This window comes from Mycobacterium sp. (assembly GCF_052144515.1).
Classification (GTDB): Bacteria; Actinomycetota; Actinomycetes; order Mycobacteriales; family Mycobacteriaceae; genus Mycobacterium.
This window is the reverse complement of sequence record NZ_JBKQQD010000055.1, coordinates 1-8,344: the sequence shown is the minus strand read 5'-3', so window position 1 is coordinate 8,344 and position 8,344 is coordinate 1. Positions and strand designations below refer to the sequence as shown.

Annotated in this window: 6 protein-coding genes; 1 reads left to right on the top strand and 5 read right to left on the bottom strand. The window is 63.2% G+C overall.

Annotated elements, in window-relative coordinates; translation table 11 throughout:
• Nucleotides 1-169: 169 nt before the first annotated feature.
• From ACLP9N_RS02990 to ACLP9N_RS02970, 5 genes are all read right to left on the bottom strand, one after another.
• On the bottom strand, nucleotides 170-1,567 hold the full coding sequence (locus tag ACLP9N_RS02990; protein ID WP_442406001.1) for an IS1380 family transposase: 1,398 nt from the start codon (nucleotides 1,565-1,567) through the stop codon (nucleotides 170-172).
• Nucleotides 1,568-1,841: 274 nt separating this feature from the next.
• Nucleotides 1,842-3,221, bottom strand: a complete 1,380-nt coding sequence (ltrA, locus tag ACLP9N_RS02985) for a group II intron reverse transcriptase/maturase (RefSeq protein WP_442406000.1) — start codon at nucleotides 3,219-3,221, stop codon at nucleotides 1,842-1,844.
• Between the two features lie 673 nt (nucleotides 3,222-3,894).
• Nucleotides 3,895-5,253, bottom strand: coding sequence for a hypothetical protein (locus ACLP9N_RS02980; protein WP_442405999.1), 1,359 nt, complete (start codon nucleotides 5,251-5,253; stop codon nucleotides 3,895-3,897).
• A 171-nt stretch (nucleotides 5,254-5,424) separates the two neighbouring features.
• Nucleotides 5,425-5,757 (bottom strand): hypothetical protein, encoded by a 333-nt coding sequence (locus tag ACLP9N_RS02975; protein ID WP_442405998.1) that lies wholly within the window; start codon nucleotides 5,755-5,757, stop codon nucleotides 5,425-5,427.
• A gap of 217 nt (nucleotides 5,758-5,974) precedes the next feature.
• Nucleotides 5,975-6,292 carry a hypothetical protein gene (locus ACLP9N_RS02970; RefSeq protein ID WP_442405997.1) on the bottom strand — a complete coding sequence of 106 codons (318 nt, stop codon included), beginning with the start codon at nucleotides 6,290-6,292 and terminating at the stop codon, nucleotides 5,975-5,977.
• Nucleotides 6,293-6,496: 204 nt separating this feature from the next.
• Between ACLP9N_RS02970 and ACLP9N_RS02965 the strand changes: the two genes are divergently transcribed.
• Nucleotides 6,497-8,044 (top strand): IS1182 family transposase, encoded by a 1,548-nt coding sequence (locus tag ACLP9N_RS02965; RefSeq protein ID WP_442405996.1) that lies wholly within the window; start codon nucleotides 6,497-6,499, stop codon nucleotides 8,042-8,044.
• The last annotated feature ends 300 nt before the right edge of the window (nucleotides 8,045-8,344 follow it).

Here is an 8,344-nt window from a genome sequence, read left to right as displayed (position 1 = left end):
CCTCGATTTTTCGTGCGGCGTGATTCAGCGGGGTTGAAGTCGGTGCTGGTCGCCTGTCGGGCTTGATTGTTGCAGGTGGGTGTGACAGGTCGGCCGGTGTCGCTGCGGTGGGCGGGCTTCCTTGGGGCCGGTGGGGTCTTTCGTCTCGTCGGGGCAAGGAGCGGCGGGTTTATCGGAACGCGGCGCGGATGCGACACCAGGCGGTGGCGATTGCTTGTGCCCAGCGCCAGGCGGCGTCGATACGCAGGCGTAGTTGGCGGGCTCCGCGGGTGATGCGGGCGGCCACGTGCAGCACCCGGTAGCGGAAGGTTTCGATCTCGCAGCGCGCCAGGTCGGGGTGGTCGGTGAAGCCGATGAGTTTGGCCCAGGCGATCAGATCGGTTGCTGCCATGATGATTTCGAGCCATGCACTGTTGGCGGCGAACGAGTGGAACGGCAGGTTGCGCAGGCCGGTGGCTTTGGCCTGACGGATGCGGTCCTCGACGCGGGCGTGTTGACGATGACGTAGTTCCAATCCGGCGAGCTGACCGGGTATGGCGCCGTTGGGCGTGTCGGTGAGAAACCCGGTGATGCGGTGCCCATCGGAGTCGGTGAAGCGCAGCTGCGCGCCGGGATGGGGCCGTTCCCTGCGCAGGATCAGCCGGGTACCCGGTGGCCATGCTGACAGGTCGACCAGGTCGGTGGCCTCGGCGACCCAGGCGCCCTCGCGGATGCCGCCGCCGGTCTCGATCGCCGGATACCAACTGTTGGTCGCGGTGAGGACCTCGGCGGCATCACGGCAGGCGGCGTTGATGACCGCGCCCAGCGAGAATCCCACGTGTGCGTCGCGGCAGGCGGCGGCGAACCCGTAGGTGGCCCCGGCTGAGTCCGACCGGATCAGCATCTGTGGGGCTGTTGGATTGTTCGGGCCCGGCCGGTAGGCCGCCGGCAGGGCGCGAAGCGCCTGGTCGAGCACGCTGATGTGATCGGCGGTGGTGTTGGACCCGGCATTGCCCGCCCGCAGCAGCCCGGCCAGGGCTTCTCCGGCGGCGATGTCGGGGCGGTCCAAAAACACCAGCAGCGGGTGGAACCCGAACGTTTTCTTCCAGGTCGCCGCAGCGTTTTCCTTGTTGTCGGAGTGATCGAGGCAGATGGTGGCGTCCACATCCAGATGCAGCCAGCCATCCTGAACCGGTGCCGCCCCCGCTGCCCAGGCGCGTTCCCGGGCATGGGCGCGGGCCGCTCGGATCGCCGGCAGGTGCGCGGTGTCGATGCGCTCATCAACCAGCCGCCACAGCGTGGTCGTGGAGGCCACCGCCCCGAATACCTGCTCGCGGTCGGCGAACAGTTCGCCGACCCCGTCCACGCAGTCCGCGCCGTCGGCGACCGCGGCGGCCAGATCGGCGAACACATCGCCGGGGGCATGGATCCACGGCCCCCTGTAGGTCTCGGCCAACGCTGCGGTGACCTGCGAAGATAGCCCGGTCAGGTCAGCTAAATTGCGCAATATCCCCACCCCGGCATGCGACACAACCCCTTGGCCGTCCGCCGATACTTTCACTCGTGAAACCGCTGCGCTACTGTTCACCTAGAAAGTGCCTCCGCTTCGGAATGACGGACCCTAGAGAAGTCTCATTATCCCTTGCCGGACAGGCACTTTCGCTAACTTAAGCACGTGTCACGTGGAGTTTCGCGTAGGGTCGAGAGCTGGCGCGGTGACGTGGATCGACGGTAGGTCTCGGAGCCGCTGGTGACCACAGGGTTTCCCCTGGTGTCCTTCATCTCCGTGGCCCTGGCCCGATCGTTGTTCCGTTTCCAGCTCCCGCCCGTCAAACCGTGCATGCGGTTCTCCCGCACACGGCTTACCGACGCCGTTCACCGCCGGCATTCGGCACCACCCGCCAGGCCCGGAAAGGCCTGGGTGCAACAACAGTTCCGTCAAGGCGGATCAGCCCGAGTTGATTGTCCGACGCGTAGGCAATAACCCAACGACCGAACGCCCGGGAGCGACGATGCTTCTTCGCAATGAAGCCCGCGATCCGCATCACCGCGTAATCCCTGATCTGGTTGAACCGCTGGGCCGAGTTCCCGTACCGGAAGTACCCGCCCCAGCCTCGCAGAAAGCGATTGACCTCTCCCACGATGTACTCCACACCCAGCAGCATCCGGCGACGATCCGTCAACTCCCGGATCCGGTCGCGCGCATGCTGCATCGCCTTGTCCGCCGGCCAGCGGGCGAGGAAGGCGACGCCCTTACCACCGGTGCGACCCTGAGCGCGCACCCACCGATGGTGGAAGCCGAGGAAATCCAGTCCCCCGGCCCCGTCGGTAAGGTGCACGATCCGAGTCTTGGCCGCCTTCGGTTCCAAACCGAGTTCGGCCAGCAGTGCCCGAAGCCGCGCAAGCGCGGCCTCCGCCTGCTGCCGGGAGCGGCACATCACCACGGCGTCGTCGGCATAACGCACCAGCACCCCGAACTCGCGAACGTCCCACGCCCGATCGATCCGGTGCAGATAGACATTCGCCAGCAGCGGCGAGACCACGCCGCCTTGCGGGGTGCCGGTCACCTCGCGCCGCACCACACCGTCCTGCATCACTCCCGCGCGCAGCATCGCGCGCAGAAGTTTGAGCACAGCCTGGTCGCAGACGCGTTCCTCAACTGCCTGCATCAACTTCTCATGCGGAATCGCCGAAAAACAGTTCGCGATGTCCGTCTCAACCACCCACCGGCGGCCCCGCCACGCTTCGTCCACCAGGACCTGGAGCCCATCGTGCGCCGCCCGCTTGGGCCGGAACCCGAACGAGCACGGCATAAAGTCGGCTTCAAAGATCGGCTCGAGCACGATCTTGCACGCCGTCTGCACGATCCGGTCCCGAACGGCGGGAATCGATAACGGGCGCATTTCGGTCGTGCCCGGCTTCGGGATGAACACCCGACGCGTCGGCAACGGCCGATACCGCCCTTCCCGCAGTTCGGCGGCCAACTCGTCCAGCAGCCGGGTCACCCCGTACTCCTCGACGTCGGCCAAGGTGGTCTTGTCGATGCCCGGTGCACCCTGGTTCCGGTACACCATCACCCACGCACGCCACAGGACGTCTCTGCGAAAGACCTTGTCCCATAACGCATGAAACCGTCGCCCGGGATCGGCCTTGGCCGCCCGGTACAGCGCATGCTGTAAGGCACGAACCGGATCCGCAGGCGCGGACCCCAAAGCGGCGGGACTAGCCGAAACGGCACTCACCGGGCACCTCCACTACACGCGATACGCATCGACGAAGCAGCGGTCCTTCCCTCACCGACGGTTGTGTTGTCCGCTCGGCTCAACCAGTACTACGACCGCCTCCGACGCCCACCCGACTGACAGCTCACTTCCCAGGTTCACTGGTTATAGAGCGCCGCGCTCCAACAACACATTTCGCAGGTTGCCGGGCCGGGGAGGGCCTCACCAGTTCCCGTCGCCACTATCTGAGCGTTCCGAGCCCCATACGCCGGGGAGTTCTTCAGCGCCTGCACATTCAGGTCTTCAGCGCCTTCCATGGCCTTCGCCCTGATTTCGGGGGCTCGGCACTCCCTGCACCCGTCCTAACGGACGGACCTCTAACGACGCCGCAGGCTTCGCGTCATGCTACGGACCGCTCAGTCGCTCCCCCTCAAGGGCTTTCGACACTGGGCTTCGACCTGATCCGTTTCCAGACCAAGCCGCCAGTCTGCTACCGGGCCTCCTGACAGCTACCCGGACCGGACTCACACCGGCAAGCGACGACGAGCTTTACGACCAAAGATCACCTACACAAGGCCACCTCCAGCCTGCTGGTCGCGCGAAAAATCGAGGCTAACGCCGCAATCACAAGCACGGTGGCATTCCGTCGCTTATCGAGGCTTTATCGACGGATCGCCAGGTGCTTGATAAAGCATCACGGTATAAACCCCAACCAACGCACCGTCTCCCATTTTGGCTTCCTGACATCCTCGGCGGCGGGGACTGAAGAGCTAAGCCCCGCGAGGACAATAGCTGGATAAAGGCCGCCGAGGAAGAGCGATATGAGAATCCGCGGAACGGGCCATAAAGGTCCCTGTGTTAACGCGACTACGAAGAAAGTTCCTAATATCGCCAAAAAGACAACGGTATATGTCGTCGCGTGAAGCCTTCCACGGTCGTACTTCATCCGGATGCGCTCTTCCGATTTTGCGTTCGCCGGTGGGATAGCTTCGTTGTAAGTGGGGGCGTCGTCCTTTCTGGGTGATACCAGTTCGATGATACCCATAACCAGGACATAGATCACTCGGACGATAATGTAGAGGACAACCACGTAGATGACTATATCGGGGTCGACCGGCCCCCAGTGTCGGTGTTCTACAGCTTCTGATGTCAGATAAACAGCCAGGAGTGCACCGAGCGCGACCAACATCAAGACGGCAAACTCCAGCGCGGCACGCATTGCTAATTTCTTACGCTGTGCGGATCTTAGATCTTGTGCGGATCTTAGATCTTTTGTGGCGGGTGGCCGCCCGGGGCTTACGCCCGCTCTTATGCCTTCGTTATCTGCGGCGACAGGTGGGCCACCGGCGACATAGTCGGCACACGATTTCTTGTTCGCACGCCTAGCGCTGCGTGTGCGATTAAAAACGACATACGATACACGGCCGATAAGATACAGGCCAAATAAATAAACGAAGAACAGGAGGTACCACTTGACGCCGAATATTTCGAAGTGCATATTCTGTTGGCCAATGGCCTGCAAGTAAAGTACACTTGTGACTATAAGTAGAGCGGTCGTCGCGGCTGTAGCTGCGGCTGAAAGCCATGCATTTAAACGGATGAAGAACCTGCGATTGTGCTCTACTGTCTCAATTGGATCATTTCTTTTGCAAAGCTCCACCGCGAGATTATCAGCGTAGCTTACGAGCGCCCAACCTAACCCGCAGACAAGGACAGAGCTACCGATGAAAAGCGAACCGGTTGCTAGGAGCCATTCACTCCACAACTGGTTGCAAAGGCTGTCACCGAGGCCTCTGGGTGTCTTATAGTCAATATCTTTTGGGTATTGCACTGCGCCGATTACGGTGAACAGATAGGTGGAAAGCGTCAGAACTGGCACGCCGGAACCGAACAACGCTATCGTGGGGGGAGCTGCACCCTGATACCACTGCACGAGCAGCGCCGCAGCGGCGGCGATCAGCAAGCCGGCGAGCAGACCGGTAAAAGTCGAATCTGCTGAGGCAGCACCGATGGTGCTCCACCACACCCTCGCGGCACACGGGTCCGTGTCCACGGATCACCCCTTTATCGATGACGACTGGCCAGCGAGAAGAAAGCCCGTTCCATTGCACGCCAAGGCGGTTTGGCCGGGCAAGAATCCGGTCCGCTCAGCGGACCGACCCGTCAACGGCTCCCTGTCGGGGTCACTCGCGATCTATGGGCGCGCCTTTGGCCGTGCTGTATTTCACGTACCGCTAGAGGTAACGATGACGGTGTTACTCCACAGCAGGCCCCCGTCACCATCGGGGTGGGGGCGGTGGTCGGTGACGGCGATGTGCCCGGTTTCGCTAACTGCGGTCTCCGGCAGCGGTGCGCTTAGGTACCCGTCGGCGTCGCTGACGTAGGTGAGGTAGTCCACGATGTCTTCACCGAAGTACGTGATGCGGATGGTGACCGAACGGTTGGGCAGGAATCCGCTGCCCGTAATCAAGACCTGGCCGCGGGAGGCGCTAATCATGGGGCCGGTCGGTCGGACCGGCCACGCAGGTGGCTGATTGCCGGGCACGTCGGTAGGCATGCGACTCCGATCGCCTCCTGGGCGTGCCGGTCGCGGTCCACTTTCTCCGCGAATCGCAACGATCAACGATCCCCAGGACACTCTTCCATTTGATACGCACACCTGGGGCGGCGGCAAGTGCCGGGTCCGGTGGGCGGACCGAACCACGCCGTGTCAGTGCACGGCGGCGCCAATCCCACTCGCCAGGGAGCATCGCGGCCTGATTGTCGTGGGCTGGTTACATCTCAGCCACGACGAGGGTATAGGTGTTGCTCCACAGGCGGCCGCACACACCGTCAGGATCGGGGCGGTGGTCGGTTGCGGCGATGTGGAAGGTGCCCGTGACGCTGTCGAGTAGCTCGCAATCGATGTCGCCGTCGCCGTCCGTCACGTAAGCGAGGTAGTCACTAATGTCCTCTCCAGCGCGGCTGATCTTGACGGTGACGTTGTGGTAAGGGAGAAAGCCTGAGCCGGTGACGAGGTGCCCCTGGGCGCTGATTGTCGGAGTGGCAGACGAGTGAGGTATCGACGGGTTATCCGATACCGGGGTGGGCATGGCCGCTCCTGCCGAGCTGTCGGGCCCGCGCTGTGGTCGATGCTGCGGGCGTCAGCGATCAGCGGCCCGAGAGTAAAGGTACTCCATCCGATACTACAGGTATGCGACGCACATGTATAACAAACCTCTGGTCTGCCTGGTGGTCTGCTGAATTAATCCGCGTGGCGGCGGTGGTTGTTTTGGGGTTTTCGGGATGATTGATGGGTGCAGGGTCGATCCGATGATCAGCGTGAATTGTTGGATGCGGAGTCGGTTGCCGGTCATCTTCTGAAGGGCAACAGCGTGTTTGCGTTCCTGGCTGCCCATCGCCGGGAGTTGTTCGCTGAGGAGATGTTCGCTGATCTGTTCCCGTCGCGGCGGGGCCGTCCGAGTGTGCCGGCGGAGGTGATGGCCTCGGTGATCACCTTGCAGGCCTTGCACGGGCTCTCCGATAACGAGACCGTCGATGCGGTCACGTTTGATCTGCGCTGGAAAGCCGCCTGCGGGCTGCCAGTCACCGCTGCGGCGTTTCATTCCACGACGCTGACCTATTGGCGGCGCCGTTTGGCGGTCTCGCAGGCACCGAATCGCATCTTTGATGCCGTCAAAGCCGTGGTCGCTGAGACCGGTGCCTTGTCGGGTAAGACACGCCGGGCGTTGGACTCCACGGTCCTCGATGATGCGGTGGCTACCCAGGACACCGTGACCCAGCTCGTTGGTGCGATCCGCCGCGTTGGGCGCGAGGTGCCTGGCGCACCTGAGGTTATCGCCGCCCACTGCAGCGCCCATGACTACGGCGACCCGGGTAAACCGACCATCAGCTGGGACGACGCCGCGGCTCGAGAGACGTTGGTGGATGCGCTGGTTACCGATGCTCATCGGCTGCTGGGGTATCTGCCCGACCAGCAACTCGGGCCGCGTGCTGCTGAGGCGGTCGCGCTGCTGGCGTTGGTCGCCGGCCAGGACGTCGAACCGGTCGAGGGCTCTGATGGCACCGACGGACGCTGGCGCATCGCCCGCCAGGTCGTCAGCGATCGGGTGGTCTTTACAGTCGATGAGCAGGCCCGCCACGTTCACAAGAGCGTGCACCGCCGCCAAGACGGCTACAAGGCCCACATCGCGGTGGAACCCGACACCGGAATCATCACCGACTGCGCTCTGCACCAGGCCAATGGTGCAGCCAACAGTGAGGCCACCGTCGGGCTGACCCTTCTCGATTCCGAAACCGCGCCGGTGACGGTGTTGGCCGATTCGGCCTACGGCTCTGGGGAGTTCCGTGCCGAACTGGCCGCACGCGGCCACTGTGATCGGGTCAAACCCGCTCCACTGCGACCCGCCGTCGAGGGCGGATTCACCATCGATGACTTCACTATCGACCACGCCAGCCGTCAGGTGAGCTGCCCCGCCGGGCTGACCCGCCGCCTCACCGCCCATGGTGCAGCCGTTTACGGGGTGGCCTGCCGGAACTGCAGTCTGCGGACCCGATCCACCACCGCCGTCAAAGGCAAGACCCTGAAGGTCTCACCACACCACGCCCTGCAGCGATCCGCCCGAGTGGAAGCACGAAAACCTCAGTGGCTCAACGAATACCGCCAACATCGGCCGATGGTCGAACGTGCTATCGCCTGGCTGACCCGCGGTAACCGCAAGTTGCGTTACCGAGGTACCGCCAGCAACGACCAGTGGCTGCATCACCGCGTCGCCGCCCTGAACCTGCGAAGAATGATCGCGATGGGATTGACCCGCACGGCCGACGCCTGGGCGCTGGCCTGACACCAACCGAAGTACTTGCCCGAACCGCTACAAGCTGCCAACCTGACCAATGGCGGGGTGACCTCTTCTGTCGACCTCCGGGTCTGACTTCAAATCAGCGCCACAGAGCGCCGCGAGGCACCCCGCCCCCAAGCACCCGTTATTCAGCAGACTCCTAGGACGCCGCTGATTTTGTGTGCCGGTTTCGGCGTGGCTGGGCGGGGTTGGCGCGGGTGTGCCTGGAGAATCGGTGTGTGGCTTTGGGACGTGAGAATCGGCAGGGTCGATTCGATGACGTGATGCTGTTGGTGGGTGATCAGC